This is a genomic window from Streptomyces sp. NBC_00775 (assembly GCF_036347135.1).
Classification (GTDB): domain Bacteria; phylum Actinomycetota; class Actinomycetes; order Streptomycetales; family Streptomycetaceae; genus Streptomyces; species Streptomyces lutosisoli.
The window spans coordinates 3,690,619-3,709,661 of the sequence record NZ_CP108938.1 but is presented as its reverse complement, the minus strand read 5'-3'; the positions used below and the strand labels follow the sequence as shown (position 1 = coordinate 3,709,661).

At 71.0% G+C, this 19,043-nt stretch carries 20 protein-coding genes; 12 read left to right on the top strand and 8 right to left on the bottom strand.

Going from position 1 to position 19,043, the window contains the following annotated elements:
• Positions 1-81: 81 nt before the first annotated feature.
• Positions 82-402, top strand: coding sequence for a ferredoxin (gene fdxA, locus OIC96_RS16410; RefSeq protein WP_018089397.1), 321 nt, complete (start codon positions 82-84; stop codon positions 400-402).
• Positions 403-517: 115 nt separating this feature from the next.
• Positions 518-1,627 (top strand): bifunctional succinyldiaminopimelate transaminase/glutamate-prephenate aminotransferase, encoded by a 1,110-nt coding sequence (locus tag OIC96_RS16405; protein ID WP_330307125.1) that lies wholly within the window; start codon positions 518-520, stop codon positions 1,625-1,627.
• Positions 1,628-1,787: 160 nt separating this feature from the next.
• On the opposite strand, the gene OIC96_RS16400 is transcribed toward OIC96_RS16405, so the two are convergent.
• Positions 1,788-2,306: an ATP-binding protein gene (locus tag OIC96_RS16400; RefSeq protein ID WP_330307126.1), complete on the bottom strand. Its 519-nt coding sequence runs from the start codon at positions 2,304-2,306 to the stop codon at positions 1,788-1,790.
• 342 nt (positions 2,307-2,648) lie between these two features.
• The gene (locus OIC96_RS16395) at positions 2,649-3,638 is read right to left on the bottom strand and encodes a heavy metal transporter (protein ID WP_330307127.1); all 990 of its coding nucleotides are present in this window, start codon (positions 3,636-3,638) and stop codon (positions 2,649-2,651) included.
• 120 nt (positions 3,639-3,758) lie between these two features.
• On the opposite strand from OIC96_RS16395, the gene dapE reads away from it, so the two are divergent.
• Both dapE and OIC96_RS16385 read left to right on the top strand, forming a co-directional pair.
• Positions 3,759-4,838 carry a succinyl-diaminopimelate desuccinylase gene (gene dapE / locus OIC96_RS16390; protein ID WP_330307128.1) on the top strand — a complete coding sequence of 360 codons (1,080 nt, stop codon included), beginning with the start codon at positions 3,759-3,761 and terminating at the stop codon, positions 4,836-4,838.
• Between the two features lie 103 nt (positions 4,839-4,941).
• On the top strand, positions 4,942-5,700 hold the full coding sequence (locus OIC96_RS16385; RefSeq protein ID WP_330307129.1) for a TIGR00730 family Rossman fold protein: 759 nt from the start codon (positions 4,942-4,944) through the stop codon (positions 5,698-5,700).
• Between the two features lie 155 nt (positions 5,701-5,855).
• Here the strand turns inward: OIC96_RS16385 and folP are convergent, their stop codons facing one another.
• A complete protein-coding gene (gene folP / locus OIC96_RS16380) occupies positions 5,856-6,716 on the bottom strand; it encodes a dihydropteroate synthase (RefSeq protein ID WP_327431520.1) in 861 nt (286 codons plus the stop codon).
• A 192-nt stretch (positions 6,717-6,908) separates the two neighbouring features.
• Here folP and OIC96_RS16375 point away from each other — a divergent pair, with 192 nt between their 5' ends.
• The gene (locus OIC96_RS16375) at positions 6,909-7,262 is read left to right on the top strand and encodes a DivIVA domain-containing protein (protein ID WP_330307130.1); all 354 of its coding nucleotides are present in this window, start codon (positions 6,909-6,911) and stop codon (positions 7,260-7,262) included.
• Complete coding sequence (locus tag OIC96_RS16370) at positions 7,259-7,837, top strand: DNA-3-methyladenine glycosylase I (protein ID WP_330307131.1); 579 nt, start codon at positions 7,259-7,261, stop codon at positions 7,835-7,837. The genes OIC96_RS16375 and OIC96_RS16370 overlap by 4 nt, the downstream gene beginning before the upstream one ends.
• Before the next feature lie 80 nt (positions 7,838-7,917).
• Here OIC96_RS16370 and OIC96_RS16365 read toward each other — a convergent pair whose 3' ends face one another.
• A complete protein-coding gene (locus OIC96_RS16365; protein ID WP_330307132.1) occupies positions 7,918-8,721 on the bottom strand; it encodes an enoyl-CoA hydratase/isomerase family protein in 804 nt (267 codons plus the stop codon).
• A 361-nt stretch (positions 8,722-9,082) separates the two neighbouring features.
• On the opposite strand from OIC96_RS16365, the gene OIC96_RS16360 reads away from it, so the two are divergent.
• Positions 9,083-9,250: a DUF3117 domain-containing protein gene (locus OIC96_RS16360; protein ID WP_003966491.1), complete on the top strand. Its 168-nt coding sequence runs from the start codon at positions 9,083-9,085 to the stop codon at positions 9,248-9,250.
• A gap of 132 nt (positions 9,251-9,382) precedes the next feature.
• Here OIC96_RS16360 and OIC96_RS16355 read toward each other — a convergent pair whose 3' ends face one another.
• On the bottom strand, positions 9,383-10,081 hold the full coding sequence (locus tag OIC96_RS16355) for an O-methyltransferase (RefSeq protein ID WP_327435202.1): 699 nt from the start codon (positions 10,079-10,081) through the stop codon (positions 9,383-9,385).
• 238 nt (positions 10,082-10,319) lie between these two features.
• Between OIC96_RS16355 and sigE the strand changes: the two genes are divergently transcribed.
• From sigE to OIC96_RS16330, 5 genes are all read left to right on the top strand, one after another.
• Positions 10,320-11,018, top strand: coding sequence for an RNA polymerase sigma factor SigE (gene sigE / locus OIC96_RS16350; protein WP_330307133.1), 699 nt, complete (start codon positions 10,320-10,322; stop codon positions 11,016-11,018).
• A complete protein-coding gene (locus tag OIC96_RS16345; protein ID WP_330307134.1) occupies positions 11,015-12,013 on the top strand; it encodes an anti-sigma factor family protein in 999 nt (332 codons plus the stop codon). The genes sigE and OIC96_RS16345 overlap by 4 nt, the downstream gene beginning before the upstream one ends.
• Positions 12,014-12,151: 138 nt before the next feature.
• Complete coding sequence (locus OIC96_RS16340; RefSeq protein WP_330307135.1) at positions 12,152-14,047, top strand: trypsin-like peptidase domain-containing protein; 1,896 nt, start codon at positions 12,152-12,154, stop codon at positions 14,045-14,047.
• Positions 14,048-14,239: 192 nt separating this feature from the next.
• Positions 14,240-14,695, top strand: coding sequence for a sec-independent translocase (locus OIC96_RS16335; RefSeq protein ID WP_330307136.1), 456 nt, complete (start codon positions 14,240-14,242; stop codon positions 14,693-14,695).
• Between the two features lie 257 nt (positions 14,696-14,952).
• Complete coding sequence (locus OIC96_RS16330) at positions 14,953-15,609, top strand: hypothetical protein (RefSeq protein ID WP_327431527.1); 657 nt, start codon at positions 14,953-14,955, stop codon at positions 15,607-15,609.
• A gap of 184 nt (positions 15,610-15,793) precedes the next feature.
• Here OIC96_RS16330 and OIC96_RS16325 read toward each other — a convergent pair whose 3' ends face one another.
• Genes OIC96_RS16325 through OIC96_RS16315 form a run of 3 tightly spaced genes read right to left on the bottom strand, consistent with a single transcriptional unit; the run spans position 15,794 to position 18,883 of the window.
• Positions 15,794-16,927 carry an Mrp/NBP35 family ATP-binding protein gene (locus tag OIC96_RS16325; RefSeq protein ID WP_330307137.1) on the bottom strand — a complete coding sequence of 378 codons (1,134 nt, stop codon included), beginning with the start codon at positions 16,925-16,927 and terminating at the stop codon, positions 15,794-15,796.
• 44 nt (positions 16,928-16,971) lie between these two features.
• Positions 16,972-17,613 (bottom strand): DUF1003 domain-containing protein, encoded by a 642-nt coding sequence (locus tag OIC96_RS16320; RefSeq protein WP_330307138.1) that lies wholly within the window; start codon positions 17,611-17,613, stop codon positions 16,972-16,974.
• A complete protein-coding gene (locus OIC96_RS16315) occupies positions 17,603-18,883 on the bottom strand; it encodes a magnesium transporter MgtE N-terminal domain-containing protein (RefSeq protein ID WP_330307139.1) in 1,281 nt (426 codons plus the stop codon). The genes OIC96_RS16320 and OIC96_RS16315 overlap by 11 nt, the downstream gene beginning before the upstream one ends.
• Positions 18,884-19,043 lie beyond the last annotated feature (160 nt).

Genomic DNA, 19,043 nt, shown 5'->3' with positions numbered 1-19,043 from the left:
TCGACGACGCCGCGCTCCCGCGCGCCAGGCGGCGGGAGCCTACGAAGGCCCGCCAGCGCCCTATCGAGGAGGAACGACAGCGTGACCTACGTCATCGCGCAGCCTTGTGTCGACGTCAAGGACAAGGCGTGCATCGAGGAGTGCCCGGTCGACTGCATCTACGAGGGCTCCCGGTCCTTGTACATCCACCCGGACGAATGCGTCGACTGTGGAGCCTGTGAGCCGGTGTGCCCGGTCGAGGCGATCTTCTATGAAGACGACACTCCGGAAGAGTGGAAGGACTACTACAAGGCGAACGTCGAGTTCTTCGACGAGCTCGGCTCGCCCGGCGGCGCCAGCAAGCTCGGCCTGATCGAGCGCGACCACCCCTTCATCGCAGCGCTGCCGCCGCAGAACCAGTAAGCGGCCCGCACACACACGCGCCGCCTCGGTCCCGTACGGCCTGATCGCTCCGATCGGCTTACGGGACCGAGGCGTTTGCCGTACCGGCGAGTACAGAGAAAGTGAGCCAGATCCCGTGTCCGCAGTCTCCGACCGGCTTCCCACCTTCCCCTGGGACAAGCTGGAGCCCTACAAGGCGACGGCCGCCGCTCACCCGGGTGGCATCGTCGACCTGTCCGTCGGCACCCCGGTCGACCCGGTGCCCGAGCTGATCCAGAAAGCTCTGGTCGCGGCCGCGGACTCGCCGGGCTATCCCACGGTGTGGGGCACGCCCGCGCTGCGGGACGCGATCACGGGCTGGGTGGAGCGACGGCTCGGCGCACGGGACATCACCCACCGTCACGTACTCCCGATCGTCGGCTCCAAGGAACTCGTCGCCTGGCTGCCCACCCAGCTGGGCCTCGGCCCCGGCACTGCGACATCCAAAGACGTGGTGGCCTACCCGCGTCTGGCGTACCCGACGTACGAGGTCGGCGCACGCCTGGCCCGCGCGGACTACATCGCCTACGACGACCCGACGGAGCTGGACCCGACGGACGTGAAGCTCCTGTGGCTGAACTCCCCGTCCAACCCGACGGGCCGGGTCCTCTCGAAGGACGAGCTCACCCGGACCGTGGCGTGGGCCCGCGAGCACGGCATCCTGCTCTTCTCCGACGAGTGCTACATCGAGCTGGGCTGGGAGGCCGACCCGGTCTCGGTCATGCACCCGGACGTGAACGGCGGCTCGTACGACGGCATCGTCTCGGTCCACTCGCTCTCCAAGCGCTCGAACCTGGCCGGCTACCGCGCCGCGTTCCTCGCCGGCGACCCCGCCGTCCTCGGCGACCTCCTCCAGATCCGCAAGCACGGCGGCATGATGACGTCCGCGCCGACCCAGGCCGCCGCGGTCGCCGCCCTCTCGGACGACACCCACGTCCGCGAACAGCGCGAGCGCTACGCCGCCCGCCGCACCGCCCTCCGCGACGCCCTCCTGAAGCACGGCTTCCGCATCGAACACAGCGAGGCCAGCCTCTACCTGTGGGCCACCCGCGACGAGTCCTGCTGGGCCACGGTGTCCCACCTCGCGGACCTCGGCATCCTCGTCGCTCCGGGCGACTTCTACGGGGAGGCGGGCGAGAACTTCGTCCGCGTAGCCCTGACGGCAACGGACGAGCGCGTGGCGGCGGCGGTGCAACGCCTGGCCTAGGAGCGTCCCGTAAGGGGCGCGGGGCTGTGACACTATGCGGCTCCGCCGCGTGGGCGCGCCCAGCCCAGGACGACCCGCGCGTACGAACCGACATGAACGAAGGGGTCCAGGGAAACTCCCTGGACCCCTTCGCCGTGAAACAGCCATACGGCCCCGGCGCCTAGCCGAGCGGCAGCCCCTTCAGCGGCAGCCCGCCCTTGGTGACCGCGTCCGTAGGCAGACCGCCCTTGGTCACCTGGTCAGTGGGGAGGCCCCCCTTGGTCACCCGGTCGGTGGGCAGAGCCCCCTTGGTCACCGCGTCCGTCGGAAGACCGCCACCCGCCGTCTTCGCGGTGTCACCGAGCAGACCCCCGGCCTGCCCCGCCGTGTCCCCGGCCACCTTCTGCGCGGCCGGCGTCGCCGTCTTGGCGACCTTGCCACCGGTCTTGCCCGCGGCCGGCACCGCCTTCTTGACCGCGTTGCCACCGGCTGTGCCCGCGAGTCCGGTGGCGTGCTGCGTCGCACCGTCGACCGTGTTGCCGACCTGCGCCCCGTCCAGGGCGGTCAGTCCGCCGAGGTTGGGGGTGGCCGGCAGTTCGGCCGCCGCGCTGGCGGAGCCGGCCGCACCGACCCCGGCAGCCGCTCCCGCTGCGACGAGCAGCGCGGCACGGGCGATCCGGCGGGTCAGGGGGAGGGACATGATGCTCCTTAGACGGGAGAGAACGGTGAAGTATTCGACCGCGCCCGGGAGTTGACCGGCTGGCTGCCGACCGTCCGATGGTTGATCGTTCCGGGCTCGGACGCAGTGACTACCGCTCGAAGCCCACGAAGGTTGCGGTGGCCCAACGTAAAGAGTTGGCAATGCGTCGCATTATCATCTGCGGATGAAAACGGGCAAAAGACACCCGGTCGGAAAGTCTGCCGAATCCTTATGGCCCTTTGTTTTCAAGGGAATCGGCGGATGCGGGAGTGAGTGCGCGAAAACGTGCGCACATCGTCGACTCCGCGTGACGCGGCTCCCCCCAAAGGGTGAGGACCCGTACTACTGCCCAGTGACGATTCGGACCTCGGCGGCGGACTTCCCCGCGGCCGAGCCCGCCTTCGCGTCGGACGTACGCCACTCGCTGTCGGTGCTCCCGGCGGTCCACTCCCGCCCCGCGTACGACACCCGCTCGATGTGCAGCGCGGACGAGTTGGCCACGGCCCAGTGCGCCAGCTCCCAGCCGCGCTGCCGCACACCGCGCTTGGCGGTGGCCTCCTTGCGCACGGGGACGGTCACCGTGCCGCTCCCGCCGCTGGAGGAAGCCGAGGAGGCCGAAGAGGCGGCGGACGGAGAGGCGGAGGTGCCCTCGGCGCTCACGGCGGCCCCGGCGTCCTGGAGCACGTCACGCCCGAAGTCCCGTACGAGCGCCGCGCGCACCGAGTCCGCTCCGCCGGCCGGGGTCGCGTCCGGGCGCCCCTCACAGGTCAGCGTGGCCGCCGCGCGGCCGGTCAGGGCGGCGGCGAGCAGCGTGGCGTCCGGCTCGTGCTTCGCGTACGCCTCCGGATAGCCGCTGCGCTGCACGCGCTGCGCAGCGACGGTCAGCGGCAGCTTCGTATAGCCGGACACCTTGGCCAAGTGCTCGTAGAAGATGCCCGCCGCGTACGTCGGGTCCATGATCTGCTTCTTCGTGCCCCAGCCCTGCGACGGCCGCTGCTGGAAGAGGCCGAGCGAGTCACGGTCGCCGTGCTGGATGTTGCGCAGCCCCGACTCCTGGAGCGCGGTCGCGAGGGCGATGGTGACGGCGCGCTCGGGCAGGTCGCGGGAGGTGCCGACCGCCGAGATCGTCGCCGCGTTCACCGCCTGCTCCGGCGTGAACTCGTACGACGCACCGTCGCCCTTGCCGGAGACGACCTCGCATCTCGGTGCGCCTGTGCCTCCCGTGAGGTACTGCACGGTGAGATAGCCCGCGACCGCGAGCAGGACTACGACGGCCGCTCCGAAACGCAGGAGGCGGCCACGCCGGACGGGAGTGGGGGACGGCTCTGACACGTCGTACAAGGTACTGGAGGCCTCTGTCGGCGATCTGTGGGGCTGTGGACAACGGGAGGGCGGCCCGGGGCGTCCGGCCACGGATGAGACGAGATGGCCCGGGGCGCTAGGGTCGACAGCATGGCCGACACCCCGCTTGACCTCGCCCTCGACGCTGCCGAGCTGACCGCGCGGCTCGTCGACTTCCCCTCCGAGAGCGGCAACGAGAAGCCGCTCGCGGACGCCATCGAGACCGCCCTGCGCGCCCTGCCGCACCTGACGGTCGACCGGTACGGCAACAACGTCGTGGCGCGTACGAACCTGGGCCGCGCCGAGCGCGTCATCCTCGCCGGCCACATCGACACGGTCCCGATCGCCGACAACGTCCCCTCCCGCCTCGACGAGGACGGCGTGCTGTGGGGCTGCGGCACCTGCGACATGAAGTCCGGCGTCGCCGTGCAGCTGCGCATCGCGGCCACGGTCCGCGAACCCAACCGCGACCTCACCTTCGTCTTCTACGACAACGAAGAGGTGGCGGCCCATCTGAACGGCCTGAAGCATGTGGCCGAGGCCCACCCCGACTGGCTGGAGGGCGACTTCGCGATCCTCCTGGAGCCGACGGACGGCCAGGTCGAGGGCGGCTGCCAGGGCACGCTCCGGGTGTTCCTGAAGACCAAGGGGGAGCGCGCGCACTCCGCGCGCGCGTGGATGGGCTCCAACGCGATCCACGCGGCCGCCCCGATCCTGGCCAAGCTCGCCGCCTACGAGCCGCGCACGCCGGTCGTCGACGGCCTCCAGTTCCACGAAGGCCTCAACGCCGTCCGCATCGAGGGCGGCGTGGCCACCAACGTCATCCCCGACGCCTGCACGGTCGTCGTCAACTTCCGTTACGCGCCGGACCGTAGCGAGGAGGAGGCGGAGGCCTTCGTCCGCGACTACTTCGCGGACTGCGGTGTGGACGAGATCGTCGTCGACGACCATTCCGGCGGGGCCCGCCCCGGCCTGACCCACCCCGCCGCCGCGGCCTTCCTGGCCGCCGTCGGCGGCGAGGCCCGCCCCAAGTTCGGCTGGACGGACGTCGCCCGCTTCAGCGCGCTCGGAGTGCCCGCGGTGAACTACAGCCCCGGCAACCCGATTCTGGCCCACAAGGTGGACGAGCGGGTCAAGGCGTCGCTGATCCCGGAGGCCGAGGAGCGGCTGCGCGGCTGGCTGACCGACTGAGCCGTATCTCCGGGCGGTTCACGGCGGACATCCTCGCGTCCCCCCTCCGTAACCCGCGTAGATCTACGCTGGGGTGGAACGACCGCAAGCGGAGGGAGCGCACATGGCTACTGGCAACCCCGAGGGCAAGAAGCGGCCACCGGAGGAGCAGCGACTGGGGCCCGTGCTGCGCAGGCGGAACCAGGTGCAGTCGAGCACCACGGATCAGCGGTTGCTGGACGCGGGCGGGCCTTCCGACTGGGTGCACACCGACCCCTGGCGGGTCCTGCGCATCCAGTCGGAGTTCATCGAGGGCTTCGGCACGCTGGCCGAACTCCCGCCCGCGATCAGTGTGTTCGGCTCGGCGCGTACGCCGGTGGACTCGCCCGAGTACGAGGCCGGAGTCGCCCTCGGCCGAGGCCTGGTCGAAGCCGGCTTCGCCGTCATCACCGGCGGTGGTCCCGGCGCCATGGAGGCCGCCAACAAGGGTGCCTGCGAGGCGAAGGGCATCTCCGTCGGCCTCGGCATCGAGCTGCCCTTCGAGCAAGGCCTCAACCAGTACGTCGACATCGGCCTCAACTTCCGCTACTTCTTCGTCCGGAAGATGATGTTCGTGAAGTACGCGCAGGGTTTCGTGGTTCTGCCCGGCGGCCTCGGAACCCTCGACGAACTCTTCGAGGCCCTCACCCTCGTCCAGACCCAGAAGGTCACCCGCTTCCCGATCGTCCTCTTCGGCACGGCGTACTGGGGCGGCCTCGTCGAGTGGCTCAAGAACACCCTCATCGCCCAGGGCAAGGCCTCCGAGAAGGACCTGCTCCTGTTCCACCTCACCGACGAGGTGGAGGAGGCGGTGGCCCTGGTCTCGAAGGAGGCGGGCCGCTAACCGAACAGGACGCCCCTGTCGGCTGCGGGTGATCGCGCAGTTCCCCGCGCCCCTAAAAGGGGCGCGGGGAACTGCGCAATCTTTTAGCGGGGGTCTGGGGGCGCAGCCCCCAGGAACGGATGGGACGGGTAGGGGCGGCGGGGGCGAGAGACTCGCTACGCCAGGCCCCGGCGGGCTACCGCAGGTGGGCGGTGGCCCGCGATGGACGTCACCATGTCGAGGACCTGACGGGTCTCCGCGACCTCGTGGACGCGGTAGACCTGGGCCCCGAGCCACGCGGAGACGGCGGTCGTCGCCAGAGTCCCCACCACCCGTTCCTTCACCGGCTTGTCGAGCGTCTCGCCGACGAAGTCCTTGTTGGAGAGGGAGACCAGCACGGGCCACCCCGTAGCCACCATCTCCCCCAGCCGCCGCGTCGCCTCCAGACTGTGCCGGGTGTTCTTCCCGAAGTCGTGCCCGGGGTCGATCAACACGGACTCCCGGGGCACGCCCAGCGACACCGCCCGCTCGGCCAGCCCGAGCGTCACCCGCAAGATGTCGGCCATGACATCGTCGTACGCGACCCGATGCGGACGCGTCCGCGGCTCGGACTCACCGGCGTGGGTGCACACCAGCCCCACCCCATACCGCGCGGCCACCTCCGCGAGCCGCGGATCGACCCCGCCCCACGCGTCGTTGAGCAGATCCGCCCCGGCCTCGCAGACCGCCTCACCGACCTCGTGCCGCCAGGTGTCGACGCTGATGATCACGTCGGGGAAGCGCCGCCGCACCTCGGCGACGAAACCGACCGTCCGCCGCGCCTCCTCCTCGGCGGACACCTCTTCCCCCGGCCCGGCCTTGACCCCACCGATGTCGATGATGGCGGCACCCTCCGACACCGCCTGCTCCACACGGGCGAGGGCGGGCTCGTCGCGGAAGGTGGCCCCCTGGTCGTAGAAGGAGTCCGGGGTCCGGTTCACGATCGCCATGATCACCGGCTCGCGCGGGTCGAATTCGTGCCTGCCCAGCCTGAGCATCCCCTGTGACCTCTCCCAGTAAATCCCGCTGATAAGCCGCCTGCGACCTTAACTGTCAGACTCGCATGGCACGATCGGACCCTGGCACCTTCAGAGCCAGACAGCTTCAGTACCCGTCAGACAGCTTCAGTAGCTTCAGTACTTTCGCGCCGGCGTGAAACGCGCCGGCACCAGAGCGTGGGGACCTCAGCGATGTTCATGTTCTTGTTCCTGGTCGTCGCGCTCGCCGTCGTGGTCGCCGCGGTGACACTGTCCGTGGTGGGCGGCGGCGAGAGCGCGCCCCTTCCCGAGGCCGTGCCCGAGCGGCTGGCGGACCCCCTGCCCTACGACCGGCCGGTGAACCGGGGAGACGTGGAGGCGCTGCGCTTCCCCCTCACCCTGCGCGGCTACCGCATGGCGGACGTCGACGACGCGCTCGGCCGTCTCGGCGCCGAGATCGCCGAGCGCGACGCCCGCATCGTCGACCTGGAGACCGCGCTCGCCGGCGCCAGGGCGGCCGCGGCCACCACCTCGCTGCGGAAGCACGCCGAGGAGGACCACCAGTGAGCGACGCGCTCGCCGGCCCGGACGGCGCGCTGCGCTGCCCCTGGGCGCTGTCGACCGAGGACTACGTGGCGTACCACGACGAGGAGTGGGGCCGCCCGGTCCACGGCGACGACGCGCTGTACGAGCGGCTCTGCCTGGAGGCCTTCCAGTCGGGCCTGTCCTGGATCACCATCCTGCGCCGCCGTTCGGGCTTCCGCACCGCCTTCGCCGGCTTCGAGATCGCCAAGGTCGCGACCTTCACGGACGCCGACAAGGAGCGCCTGCTCACCGACCCGGGCATCATCCGCAACCGGGCCAAGATCGAGGCGACCGTCGCCAACGCACGCGTGCTGGCCGACTGGACCCCGGGCGAGCTGGACGAACTGATCTGGTCCTTCGCCCCGGCCCCCTCCAGCCGCCCGGCCCCGAAGCACCTCTCCGACGTACCGGCCGTCACCGACGAGTCGACCGCCCTCTCCAAGGCACTGAAGAAGCGCGGCATCCGCTTCGTGGGCCCGACAACGGCCTACGCCTTGATGCAGGCCTGCGGCCTGGTGAACGACCACTTGGAAGACTGCGCCGCGCGCAGTCTTTAGGGGCGCGAGGCTGTGACACCATGCGGCTCCGCCGCGTGGGCGCGACCAGCCCCCACCGGCCCGCAGCTTCCCGCCGTCCGTCACCGACCCAGATACTTCGGCTTCTCCTTGTTGACGAACGCCTGCACAGCGATCGTGTGGTCCTCGGAGGCACCGGCCCGCGCCTGCAACTCGTCCTCCTTCTCCAGCGCCTCGTCCAGAGAATGAGTAATCCCGTACGCCAAGGACTCCTTCAGCGCGGCATACGCGACCGTCGGCCCCGAGGCCAGCGCCCGCGCCACCTTCTCCGCCTCCCCGCGCAGCTCGGCCGAGGGAACGAGCCGGTTCGCGATGCCGAGGTCGTACGCCTCCTGCGCGGTGATGCTGCGCGGAAACAGCAGCAGATCGGCGGCCCGGCTCGGGCCGATGACCCGCGGCAGCGTCCACGAGATCCCCGAGTCGGCGGTCAGCGCCACCCCGGCGAACGACGTGTTGAAGGCAGCCGTATCCGCCACGATCCGGTAATCGGCGGCGAGCGCGAAGCCGAAGCCCGCTCCGGCCGCGACGCCGTTCACCGCGGCGACCACGGGCTTCGCGGCCCCGGTCAGGGCCCGCACGATGGGGTTGTAGTGCTCGCGCACGGTGCTCATCGTGTGGCCCGACCCCGACTGCTTGTCGGCGGCCAGCAGCCCGATGTGCTCCTTGAGGTCCTGTCCGACACAGAACGCCCGGTCACCGGCGGCGGTCAGCAGGATCGCCCGTACGTCCCCGTCCGCGGCGGCCGCCTGTGCCGCGTCCCGGAAGGCGACCTTGGTCGCGACGTTCATCGCGTTCATCGCCTCGGGGCGGTTCAGCGTGATCGTCGCGAGTCCGTCGCTCACCTCGTAGAGCACGGTGTCGGCCATGGTGGGTCCCCTCCGGTGTGCGGCTCCGTCGTACCGGCCGGTACGTCTGTGTCCGATGACAGCATGGCGGAGATCACCGGCGGTCGCGCGGGCCCCACATGTGACCTGCGTCAAAGAATTCCGTGCCGGGGAGGTCGATGCGGCGGCGCAGTATCGCAGTCACATCGCCGAATTGAGTGGTTTTGCTCAAGCGCGTTGCGCAAGCGATGCCGACTGATGTTGGTCATCGGGTCCTGAGATGCGGGATAATGGCCTGGAAGCAATGTGTTCGATGCCGGTGACGTGTGTCCTATGAGGGGACGTGCGTGCCCTTCAAGGGGCCGTCGGCGACGATGAGCTGGTTTCAGGAAGGGGAACGAGCATGGCGGCCATGAAGCCGCGGACGGGCGATGGCCCGCTCGAGGTGACCAAGGAGGGGCGGGGCATCGTCATGCGCGTTCCGCTCGAAGGCGGCGGTCGGCTCGTCGTCGAGCTGACCCCTGACGAGGCTGACGCGCTCGGCGACGCCCTCAAGAAGGTCGTCGGCTGACGCGGAACGCGACCATACCTTTCGGCTGCCCCGGCATCGTATTCGGTGCCGGGGCAGTGGTGTGTCAGGGGTGCGCCATCGACGTACCCCGCATCATCGGTACAGGTCAGGCCCCATGTGCGGCGGCCTGGGTCAGCGCTTGACCGCGCACAGCAGACCGTCGCCCACCGGCAGCAGCGAGGGCACCAGCTCCTGGCTCTCGCGCACCGCGCGCAGCAGTTCGCGCAGCCGGCCGACCTCCGCGGGCTGCGGGCCCGAGTCCACGGTGCGGCCGTCCGCGAAGACGCCCTCGAAGACCACGAGCCCGCCCGGTCGCAGCAGGCGCAACGATTCAGCGAGATAGTCCAGGCACTCCAGACGGTCGCCGTCGCAGAAGACGAGGTCGTAGCCGGCGTCCGCGAGCCGGGGCAGGACGTCCAGCGCGCGACCGGGGATGAAACGGGCGCGGTTGCTGGCGAAACCGGCCGCGCGGAAGGCCTGGCGGGCGAACTGCTGGCGCTCCGGCTCCGGATCCACGGTGGTCAGTACCCCGTCCGGCCGCATGCCGTGCAGCAGATGAATCCCGGAGACGCCGGTCCCGGTCCCGATCTCCGCGACCGATTTCGCGTCCACGGTGGCGGCGAGCAACCGCAGCGCGGCGCCCGTGCCGGGCGACACCGAGCGCAGCCCTGCCTCCCGGGCCCGGTCCCGGGCCCAGCGCAGTGCTTCGTCCTCGGCGACAAAGGCGTCGGCGAACGCCCAGCTCGTCTGCCGGTTGCCGGTAATGACCCTCTCCTGTCCCCGCGGTTGCCTGGGCGTGACTGTATCCGTTGGTGCCGGGAACCCGCAGATGGGACCAGGCGTTTAGAGGGGTGGGGAAACAGAGCGGGGGAAGAGGATGGATCAGTACGTGGGGCAGGGCGCGGTGCGAGGCGGTGAGCACGTGCTGACGCGACCATATGAGCGCGTATCAAATTCTCGTAAAACCGCTTATCCGGAGCTAACGGGCGAGGTGGCTATGGTAGGGGCTCCACTGGACACCACCAGAGCCGACAGGGGAGGTGCGGCTGCGCCTGTGGATCGAGGCGGGGTGCTGAAGCGCCTGCTCAGATCGGCGGGTGAGCCGAAATCCGTGACCGAGATCGCTGACAAGTTCCATGCTGCTGCCCCAGCGCAGACCGCGACGTTCACCACCGACGCGGAGTCGCAGGCGTGGACTCCGCCCACCTGGGAGGAGATCGTCAGCACGCACAGCGGCCGGGTCTACCGTCTCGCCTACCGCCTGACGGGCAACCAGCACGACGCCGAGGACCTCACCCAGGAAGTCTTCGTCCGCGTCTTCCGCTCGCTGTCCACGTACACGCCCGGTACCTTCGAGGGCTGGCTGCACCGCATCACCACGAACCTCTTCCTGGACATGGTGCGCCGCAAGCAGCGCATCCGCTTCGACGCCCTCGGTGACGACGCGGCCGAGCGCCTGCCCAGCCGCGAGCCGTCCCCGCAGCAGGTCTTCAACGACGCGCACTTCGACGCGGACGTCCAGCAGGCGCTGGACACCCTCGCGCCCGAGTTCCGCGCCGCCGTCGTCCTGTGCGACATCGAAGGACTGTCGTACGAGGAGATCGCCGCGACCCTGGGCGTCAAGCTCGGCACGGTCCGCAGCCGGATCCACCGCGGCCGCTCCCAGCTGCGCAAGGCCCTGGCCCACCGGTCTCCCGAGGCCCGCGCCGAGCGCCGCTCGTTCGCGGTCCGTGTACCCGTGCTGGGGGGAGGGGGCGCGACCGCGTGAGTGGATCCCGGCCCAACTCTGCCGAGCGGCCCATCACTGAGCAGCACCTCGGCGACCGACTCTCCGCCCTCGTGGACGGCGAGCTCGGTCATGAGTCGCGCGAACGCGTCCTGGCCCACCTCGCCACCTGTGCGAAGTGCAAGGCCGAGGCGAACGCCCAGCGCCGACTGAAGAACGTGTTCGCGGAAATGGCCCCTCCGCCGCCCTCGGAGAGCTTCCTGGCCCGCCTCCAGGGGCTTCCCGGGGGAGGCGACTCCGACGGCGGTGGCTCGCCGCTGGGCGGGGGAGGATTCGGCGGCGCACTCCCCGGCGGCTCGGCCGGCTCCGGCGTCACCGGAATCTTCGGAGTGAGAGGCGAACCCTTCGGGTACGTCCCCGCCGGACCGCACGCCAACGTACTGCCCCCCTCCCCGGGGAGGGGCTTCCGCATCCATGACGTCAGCCGTCACGAGGCCGAGCGATCGGCCTCGCGCGGGCTGCGGTTCGCCTTCGCCGCCGCCGGCGCGGTGTCGCTGGCCGCGGTCGCGCTCGGCGGGGTGTCGACCGGAGTGCCGGGCGACACCGCGGACGCGCGCGGCGGTTCCGGCACCGGAAGCAATGTGACGCCGATGCGTTCGCAGGGCACAGGGGCCTCCACATCCCCCGAGTCGCAGCGTCGCCGGTCCGTCGGGCCGCTGCTGGCCCAGGGCGAGCGCGCGCTCGGCGACGGTCCCGTGGCGCCGACCGAGGTGTCCGCGCCGCTGCTGCCCGGAGTCCCCGCTCCGGTGGGCGGCGTCCAGGACGCCATGCACACGCTGACGACACCGGTGGTCGCCGGTGCCGCCGCGATGTCCCCGCTCATACGTCCGCTCACCGATGCCCAGCCGCTCGCGCTGACCTCGTGGTCCGAGGCCCCGGATGTCACGACTCCGGGCCTGCTGGCCGCCCCCGCCGCCACCCCGTCCCCCTCTTCCTCCCCGTCCCCCACCTCCCCCTCCTCCCGTACCGTCCGCTGACCCCGCCCTCTGCGCGGCGGCCCGTGAACCTGGTTGAATCCAGGGTGGGCCGCGTCCGCGAGAGGAATCCCGGACGCGGAGTCGACAATCTGCAACAACCGTCGGCGAGTTGTGCCGCGGGCCAGGTGTGGGGAGAGCATGAACGAGGGGAAGCCCACGAAGGCGAAGTGGTGGAGCCGGCCCCGTGCGCAGGGCACGGGGCCCGATACCACCACGGATCACCTCAGGGAACCGGGCACCCCGGGCGTGGGCGCACCCGAGGGTGCGTCCGCGGGCGACTTCGAGCTGGCGCGCCCCGCGACGGGCCCGGCTTCGGGCGAGGCCAACGGCCGTCGCACCACCCCTGGCGCCGAAGGCGCCGACGCCCGCACGGGCACCGGTACGTACAGCGCTGGCGGTGGCGCTGGCACCGGCTCCGGCACTGCCCCGGGTACCGACGGCGACTTCGAGCTGGAGCGCCCCGCGACGGTTCGGTCGGGGAGTGCGCTCTCGGTCCCCGCGCAGGTCGCGGAGGACGCGAGCGCGTACGCCGACGCCCCCGCTGACCGCTCCGACCGCCCCAAGCCCCTGCACGACCCCGACCCCTACAGCACCCCGCCGTACGGTCAGCCCGGCCCCTGGGCGCCCGCCCCGCCGGTCCAGCACCCGGCGGCCACGCCCGCGCACGGGACGCACGTCCCGGCAGGCACACCGGCCCAGGCCCCGCCCTTCGAAGCCCCGGCCCAGGCCACCCCCGTGCCACCGGCGCCCGCCGGACACGGCACCCATGTGCCTCCGGCCCCGGCCCCGTACGCGGCCACCCCCCACGAAACCCCCGTACACAGCCCCCAGCCCCGCAACCCCTGGCAGAACTACGACCCCTGGGCCACCCCGGGCCCCCTCCAGCAGAACGGCGCGGTCGTGGCGAGCGTGGCGCAGCGGCGTACGCGGGCGAGGAAGGGGCTGGTGCTGGGGGCCGTGGTGCTGGCGCTGGTGTCCGGGGGCGTGGGGGGCGCCGTAGGGGCGTATCTGGAGCGGAACGGGGGGATGGGCGACGTCGAGCTGCCGCAGGCCGCCAAGGAGGCGCCGGGGCGGGCTCCGGACAGCGTGGCCGGGATCGCCGCGCACGCGCTGCCCAGCGTCGTCACCCTGCATGTGCGCGGGTCCCAGGAGGAAGGCACCGGCACCGGCTTCGTGCTCGACAGCCAGGGGCACATCCTCACCAACAACCACGTGATCGAACCGGCCGGAAGCGGCGGCGAGATATCCGTGACGTTCAGCGGCGGCGAGACCGCCAAGGCCTCGGTCGTCGGGCACGACAGCGGGTACGACCTCGCCGTCGTGAAGGTGTCGGGTGTCAGCGGGCTCGAACCCATGCCGCTCGGCAACTCCGACAACGTCCAGGTGGGCGACCCCGTCGTCGCCATCGGCGCCCCCTTCGACCTGGCCAACACGGTCACCTCCGGCATCATCAGCGCCAAGGAGCGGCCCATCACGGCGGGCGGGGAGAAGGGCGACGGGAGCGACGTCTCGTACGTCGACGCCCTGCAGACCGACGCGCCCATCAACCCCGGCAACTCCGGCGGGCCCCTCCTGGACTCCAAGGCCCGTGTCATCGGCATCAACAGCGCCATCCGCTCCGCCGACAGCGGCTCGGATCTGGAGAGCGGGCAGGCCGGCTCCATCGGGCTGGGCTTCGCCATCCCCATCAACCAGGGCAAGCGCGTCGCCGAGGAGCTCATCAACACCGGCAAGGCCACCCACCCCGTGATCGGGGTCACACTCGACATGGAGTACACGGGCGACGGCGCCCGGGTGGGCGCCAAGGGCAACGGCGGCGGTCCGCCGGTCACCGCCGGCGGTCCCGGCGCCGAGGCGGGCATCAAGGCGGGCGACATCATCACCGAGGTCGACGGCGAGCGCGTCCACTCGGGCGAGGAACTCATCGTGAAGACCCGCGCCCACCGCCCCGGCGACCGGCTCCAGCTGACCCTCCGGCGCGGCGGCACGGAAAAGAAGGTCACCCTGGTCCTCGGCTCCGCCGACGGCGACTGACATGAACTTCACAGCTGGGCGCAATCTCCCAGCTCCGGACGGCAAACATCACGGAAAACCACCCACGTACATGAACTCGGAAGCCTCTGGACAGTTCCGGACGGACAGGATCGGCGGGTACCGTTGGACCCGGCCCGGACCACGGAAGACTCCCGAGGGCCGCGGACCGAGGACATCGCAAGGAGCTACCAGGTGTTCAATGACATAGGACCACTCGAGCTGGTGACGCTCGTTGTCCTCGCCGTGCTCGTCTTCGGCCCGGAGAAGCTCCCGAAGATGATCCAGGACGTCACGCGCACCATCCGCAAGATCCGCGAGTTCTCGGAGAGCGCCAAGGCGGACATCCGCGACGAACTCGGCCCGGGGTTCAAGGACTTCGAGTTCGAGGACCTCAACCCCAAGACGTTCATCCGCAAGCAGCTGGACAACGACGAGCTGGGGCTCAAGGAGATCCGCAACGGCTTCGACCTGAAGAAGGAGATGGCCGACGTCACGGACGCGGTCCACGGCCGCGAGTCCGACAGTTCGTCGTCGTCTTCGTCGTCCTCCTCCACCACGGGTTCGACCGGCGGCTCCGTCGACATGACGAAGAAGCGCGAGAAGCTCGACCCGGACGAGCGCCCGCCCTACGACGCCGACGCCACCTGAGCCGTACGGCGCTCTCTCTCCGTCGTACGGCGCCTCCGAAGCCGTACGACGTCATCTGAGCCGTACGCCGTACGGATGCCGCGCCTCTCGCTGCCCCCCGCGGCCTGAATCCGGCACGTTCGCGTCCCACGCGCCGGGCGGTTTCGCTGCTGCTCGGATCGGTGTGGCTATGCTGCCCAGTTGTTGTGCGGACCGATAAGGACGCCCGAGGGGGGCGGGCCGCCCGGTCCGACGAGAGCGAGGAGGCGTCCGGGCAGATGGAGACGACAAGTCGGGTAGGCGCGCAGGCGCCGGCCGCGGAGGGCGGACAACAGGTCCCCTCCGCCCGGCGCACGGTCGACGGCTACCTGCTGGCGCCCTTCCCTTGGTACGGCCTTGACGAGGCCTTCACGGGGCCGCGCTGGCTGATGCAGGTCGGTACCTCGGCGGACGGTGCCGTCGAGCACGGTTCGATCGGGCACGGCGACGAGCCCTCGGTGCGCGGTGAGTCGACCGAGGACAAGGAACGCTTCGCGGTGGTCGTCACCGTCGCGGCCAGCCCCGTACGCCGCAGCGCGGACGGTACGGGTCTGCTGGAGGCCACCTCGGTGTCCTCCGCGGCCTGGCTGGCCGGTGTGGGGCTGCTGGCCTTCACCTGGCCCGGCCAGATGGACCACACCCTGCGGGACGACTGGCTGGACCAGCAGACCGAGACCGCGTGGGTCCTGGCGGACGACCTGGACGGCGCGGACTGGTCCTCGCTGTCCCTTCCCGTGGACGGTGTCCCCACGCCCTTCCACTACCGCGAGTCCGAGTTCGGGTGGGTTCTCGCGGGGTCCACGCAGGAGGGTGTCCATGTGGGCGCTTATGGGCGGGGGATGAGTGCTTATGGGCTGGGGTTCGCCATGATCAAGGACATCGGCGCGTACGCCTAGGCGGCGGGCAACGAGGGAGGGGGCGCCGTCTTGGTGGATGGCGCCCCCTTCGTTGTGCGAGGCCGTTGAGCTGCGGGTCGTTTGTCGGCTGCGGGCCGGTGGGGGCTGGTCGCGCAGTTCCCCGCGCCCCTGAAAGATGCGCCGTTCCCCGCGCCCCTTTCGGGGCGCGGCATTTATCCGGCGTCTAGAACTTGTTCCTCGGGGTGATGCCCAGCGACATGCCCGACAGGCCCCGGGCGCGGCCGCCCAGCTTGCCGGCGATGGCGCGGAGGGCGGTGCCGGCCGGGGAGTCCGGGTCCGTCAGGACGACCGGCTTGCCCTCGTCGCCGCCCTCGCGGAGGCGGACGTCGATGGGGATGGAGCCGAGGACCGGGACGGTGGCGCCGGTGGTGCGGGTGAGGCCGTCGGCGACGCTCTGGCCGCCGCCCGTGCCGAACACGTCGACCATCTCGTCGCAGTGCGGGCAGGGCAGGCCGGACATGTTCTCGACCACGCCGACGATCTTCTGGTGGGTCTGGACGGCGATGGAGCCCGCGCGCTCGGCGACCTCCGCGGCGGCCTGCTGGGGGGTCGTGACCACCAGGATCTCCGCGTTCGGGACCAGCTGGGCCACCGAGATCGCGATGTCGCCCGTGCCCGGCGGAAGGTCGAGCAGGAGCACGTCCAGGTCGCCCCAGAACACGTCCGCCAGGAACTGCTGGAGGGCGCGGTGCAACATCGGGCCGCGCCAGACCACCGGGGCGTTGCCCGGGGTGAACATGCCGATGGAGATGACCTTCACGCCGTGCGCGGACGGCGGCATGATCATGTTCTCGACCTGGGTCGGACGGCCGTCCGCGCCGAGCATGCGGGGCACCGAGTGGCCGTAGATGTCGGCGTCGACGACACCGACCTTCAGGCCGTCGGCCGCCATCGCCGCCGCCAGGTTCACGGTCACCGAGGACTTGCCGACGCCGCCCTTGCCGGAGGCGACCGCGTACACGCGCGTGAGGGAGCCCGGCTTGGCGAAGGGCACCTCGCGCTCCGTCTGGCCGCCGCGCAGCGCGGTCGCCAGCTCCTTGCGCTGCTCGTCGCTCATCACGTCCAGGGTCACGTCGACGCGCGTGACACCCTCGACCTTCGAGACCGCCTCCGTCACGTTCTTCGTGATGGTCTCGCGCATCGGGCAGCCGGAGACGGTCAGATACACGGTGACCGCGACCGCACCATCCGCACCGATCTCCACCGATTTGACCATCCCCAGCTCGGTGATGGGTCGCTGGATCTCGGGGTCGTTCACCGTCGCCAGTGCTTCGCGCACCGCGTCTTCCGTAGCCATAAGGACGATGGTACGGCGCCCGGCGGGGGGCCCGGAAAGCCCCGTCAGCGGTCTTCTACGTCACGTCCGCGCGGGCGATCTGCCGGAACTGTCGGGAATACGACCTGACCGTCGCGGCGGTGCTCCTCCATCTCCTTGACCAGATCCTGCAATTCGGAGCGGATCCAGTCGCGGGTGGCGACCTCGCCGAGGCCGACGCGCAGCGCGGCGATCTCGCGGGTGAGGTACTCGGTGTCCGCGATGGACCGCTCGTTCTGCTTCCGGTCCTGTTCGAGGTTGACCCGGTCACGGTCGTCCTGGCGGTTCTGCGCGAGCAGGATCAGCGGGGCGGCGTAGGAGGCCTGGAGCGACAGCATCAGCGTCAGGAAGATGAACGGGTAGTTGTCGAAGCGCAGGTCGCCCGGCGCGAAGATGTTCCACACCACCCACAGGATGATGACGACCGTCATCCAGACGATGAACCGTCCGGTGCCCAGGAAGCGGGCGATCCGCTCCGACAGCCGCCCGAAGGCCTCCGGGTCCCACTCGGGCACCAGTCTGCGCCGGGGCGGCATCGGCTGGTCGAGCCGGGTGCGGGGCCGGGTGGTCGCGGTGGCCCCGGTGGCGGCCCGTTCGCGGGCGTCGGCGCGTCCGCCCACCCGCTCGCGGCCGTCCCGCCCCTCCCGCCCGTCGCGCTCAGGCGCCATGGGGAGCCTCCTCCTCTTCGAGGTGGAACTCCGTCTCGCGCCAGTCCTCGGGCAGCATGTGGTCCAGTACGTCGTCCACGGTCACCGCGCCGAGCAGCGAGCCGCTCTCGTCGACGACCGGCGCCGCGACCATGTCGTACGTCGCGAAGAACCCGGCGACGACGGGCAGCGCGGCCTCCGGGTCCAGCGGCTGGAGGTCGTCGTCGACGAGCGCGCCGACCAGCGTGAACGGCGGGTCGCGCAGGAGCCGCTGGAAGTGGACGGTGCCCAGGTACTTGCCGGTCGGTGTCTCGTCCGGCGGGCGGCACACGTACACCTGGGCGGCGAGCGCGGGGGAGAGGTCGGGGTTGCGGACCCGGGCGAGCGCGTCGGCGACCGTCGCGTCGGGCCGCAGCACGATCGGCTCGGTGGTCATGAGACCGCCGGCGGTCTTCTCCTCGTACGCCATCAGCCGCCGTACGTCGGCCGCCTCGTCGGGCTGCATCAGCGTCAGCAGCCGCTCCACGTCCTCGGCGGGCAGTTCGGCGAGCAGGTCGGCCGCGTCGTCCGGGTCCATCGCCTCCAGGACGTCGGCCGCGCGCTCCTCCTTGAGCTTGCCGAGGATCTCGATCTGATCGTCCTCGGGGAGTTCTTCGAGGACGTCGGCGAGACGGTCGTCGTCGAGCGCGGCGGCGACCTCTCCGCGCCGTTTCGGAGACAGGTGGTGCAGCACGTTCGCGAGGTCGGCCGGGCGCAGCTGCTCGAAGGTGGCGAGGAGGCTCTCGGCGCCCTGTCCGTGCTCCTCCAGCGAGAACCCGGTGACGGCGGACCAGCTGACGGTCAGGGTCTCGCCCTTGGCGCGCCGGAAGGCCCCGCCGCGCCCCTTGCGCACGAAGACCTTGCCGATCTCCCAGTCCCTGCGGGCCGGCAGCTGCTGGACCGACACGTCGAGCACGGTCACCTCCTCGTTCGTCTCGACGAGGTGTACGCGCCGGTCGAGCAGTTCGCCGAAGACGAGCCGTTCGGTGGGCCGCTGCTCGAACCGGCGCACGTTCAGTACGCCGGTGGTGATGACCTGGCCGGACTCGATGCCGGTCACCCGGGTCATGGGCAGGAAGATCCGGCGGCGCGTGGACAGCTCGACGACGAGGCCGAGCAGCCGGGGCGGCTGCCGCCGGACGCGCAGCATGGCGACGAGGTCCCGCACGCGGCCCACCTGGTCGCCGTTAGGGTCGAAGACGGCGACACCGGCGAGGTGCGAGACGAAGATCCGGGGGGCGCTTGCGGCCATGCCCGCGCCTCCGTTCCGTTCTGTCCTGCCGTGTCCTGACCTGTCCGCTCGGGTGGGCTTCAGGCTAGCCCGTCCCGGTCGGATACGCCCTGGTGAGCGGTCCGGACGGACTGCCTCCGCCGGGCGCGGGCGGCACCGGTACGCTGCCGTACGCCGCCAT

Bases quoted from the DNA above. Each gene is read 5' to 3' on its own strand.
- OIC96_RS16400 (WP_330307126.1), bottom strand. From the start codon at position 2,306: ATGTCCCTCCCCCTGACCCGCCGGATCGCCCGTGCCGCGCTGCTCGTC.
- dapE (WP_330307128.1), top strand. From the start codon at position 3,759: ATGGCCGACACCCCGCTTGACCTCGCCCTCGACGCTGCCGAGCTGACC.
- OIC96_RS16385 (WP_330307129.1), top strand. From the start codon at position 4,942: ATGGCTACTGGCAACCCCGAGGGCAAGAAGCGGCCACCGGAGGAGCAG.
- folP (WP_327431520.1), bottom strand. From the start codon at position 6,716: ATGCTCAGGCTGGGCAGGCACGAATTCGACCCGCGCGAGCCGGTGATC.
- OIC96_RS16375 (WP_330307130.1), top strand. From the start codon at position 6,909: ATGTTCATGTTCTTGTTCCTGGTCGTCGCGCTCGCCGTCGTGGTCGCC.
- OIC96_RS16365 (WP_330307132.1), bottom strand. From the start codon at position 8,721: ATGGCCGACACCGTGCTCTACGAGGTGAGCGACGGACTCGCGACGATC.
- OIC96_RS16360 (WP_003966491.1), top strand. From the start codon at position 9,083: ATGGCGGCCATGAAGCCGCGGACGGGCGATGGCCCGCTCGAGGTGACC.
- OIC96_RS16340 (WP_330307135.1), top strand. From the start codon at position 12,152: ATGAACGAGGGGAAGCCCACGAAGGCGAAGTGGTGGAGCCGGCCCCGT.
- OIC96_RS16330 (WP_327431527.1), top strand. From the start codon at position 14,953: ATGGAGACGACAAGTCGGGTAGGCGCGCAGGCGCCGGCCGCGGAGGGC.
- OIC96_RS16325 (WP_330307137.1), bottom strand. From the start codon at position 16,927: ATGGCTACGGAAGACGCGGTGCGCGAAGCACTGGCGACGGTGAACGAC.
- OIC96_RS16320 (WP_330307138.1), bottom strand. From the start codon at position 17,613: ATGGCGCCTGAGCGCGACGGGCGGGAGGGGCGGGACGGCCGCGAGCGG.
- OIC96_RS16315 (WP_330307139.1), bottom strand. From the start codon at position 18,883: ATGGCCGCAAGCGCCCCCCGGATCTTCGTCTCGCACCTCGCCGGTGTC.